General features: G+C 45.3%; 4 protein-coding genes. All 4 read right to left on the bottom strand.

Going from position 1 to position 1,633, the window contains the following annotated elements; genetic code table 11:
* Nucleotides 1-12 precede the first annotated feature (12 nt).
* Nucleotides 13-543 (bottom strand): superoxide dismutase [Cu-Zn] SodC, encoded by a 531-nt coding sequence (sodC, locus tag F6K20_RS14705; protein WP_287251092.1) that lies wholly within the window; start codon nt 541-543, stop codon nt 13-15.
* A 17-nt stretch (nt 544-560) separates the two neighbouring features.
* Nucleotides 561-689: a hypothetical protein gene (locus F6K20_RS14700; protein ID WP_267872058.1), complete on the bottom strand. Its 129-nt coding sequence runs from the start codon at nt 687-689 to the stop codon at nt 561-563.
* A 145-nt stretch (nt 690-834) separates the two neighbouring features.
* Nucleotides 835-1,176 (bottom strand): hypothetical protein, encoded by a 342-nt coding sequence (locus F6K20_RS14695; RefSeq protein WP_008186364.1) that lies wholly within the window; start codon nt 1,174-1,176, stop codon nt 835-837.
* Between the two features lie 115 nt (nt 1,177-1,291).
* A partial coding sequence (locus tag F6K20_RS14690) for a hypothetical protein (RefSeq protein WP_008186367.1) occupies nt 1,292-1,633 on the bottom strand: 342 nt, incomplete at its 5' end.

Genomic DNA, 1,633 nt, shown 5'->3' with positions numbered 1-1,633 from the left:
TCAACACTATTGCTAAATCACACCACAAGCCACTCGAGCACCACCCCCTCCCAAGGGTTTGGGAATATCTGAATAATTGTCACCTTGAGCGTGAATGATCAGAGAGTGACCCTTAAGGTCAGCAACCTTTAACCGTGGGGCTACTACTGGAGTCTTAGCAACACCCTGTTTATTAACCACTAGCCTTGGCAAATCACCTAAATGACCATTACCGAATGGTCCTTCATGTTTGCCGGTATTTTCTGGATCATAATGACCACCAGCAGCTAAGCCAGAAACTACTTTACCTTCCTTCTGGCCTGGACCACAGTTGGGCTTTGCATGGACATGGAAGCCATGTTCTCCAGGAGTTAATCCAGACAGATTCGAAGTTAGCTGCAGACCCTTCTCGGTTTGGGTTGCTTTGACAATGCCAATCTCTTCACCAATGCCTTTGGTATCAGTCAAATGCATGGTGACGGTTAGTGGTGTTGACACGGATTGATTGGAACAAGCCGAGATTATAAATATTGCGATCGCAGCTAATAGGCTGATAATTTTCATACTCAACTACACCCCACTTACAGATAGGTCTCCAAGGGTTTGAGATCCTTTTGGATTTCCGTTTCGCTATTCCCTACCGTAACTTTTTTGAGCTTGAGCTGAGTTTTCCATCCTTCTACGGTCAGACAAAGTAGGATGATGATCACTATCGAGCTCAGGGCTCTCAACTGGAGTATACAACAGTGACGCGCTGATTCTAGAGAAAATCAGCTGACAGCGGTCAGCTGACCGCGTAGCTTGCGTGGCACAGGCTTCGACGCTGGGAGGTAGCGCATATGCGCTACCTAAGTATTAATCCCGATCCAGGTTGGATAGTTGAGTGTTCACATGAGCCAGATAGCTAGAATCATGGATGGTTTCTGGGGATAATCTTCCTCTTGCAATAGCACTGGCTACGAGGTCTTTGGCGGTAATTCTCTTGCTTTTTATAGCGCTGATGAAAGCAGCATTACTGGGAATACCTTGGTCAGCAAAGTAGCCTTGATAACCGAGATAGACCAGGTTAAACGGTTGAACTTCGACAATATTGTTACGGCTGGTGGTGGAGTTGGCAGCGATTTCCGATGCTAAGACGGGAGTGGTAGCGGTGGCAATCAACAAAGTGCCTAAACTGCCAAGTACGAGACGTTTCATTTTTGTTCCTCCTAGGGTTGATTCGCTTAATTGGTTAACTGCTTATCTTTAATTACTAGAATGTAGGTCTTAACTTATGTAAGCATTCAGCTATCAGTTAATGTTTACATAAGTATTAATCCCGATCCAGGTTGGATAGTTGAGTGTTTACATGAGCCAGATAGCTAGAATCATTGATAGTTTCTGGGGATAATCTTCCTCTTTCAATAGCACTGGCTACGAGGTCTTTGGCGGTAATTCTCTTGGTTTTTACAGCGCTGATGAAAGCAGCATTACTGGGAATACCTTGGTCAGCAAAGTAGCCTTGATAACCGAGATAGACCAGGTTAAACGGTTGAACTTCGACAATATTGTTACGGCTGGTGGTGGAGTTGGCAGCGATTTCCGATGCTAAGACGGGAGTGGTAGCGGTGGCAATCAACAAAGTGCCTAAACTGCCAAGTACGAGACGTTTCAT

The organism is Moorena sp. SIO2C4, assembly GCF_010672485.1.
Classification (GTDB): domain Bacteria; phylum Cyanobacteriota; class Cyanobacteriia; order Cyanobacteriales; family Coleofasciculaceae; genus Moorena; species Moorena producens.
The sequence above is the reverse complement of the archived record's forward strand: the minus strand, read 5'-3'. Positions and strand labels throughout refer to the sequence as shown.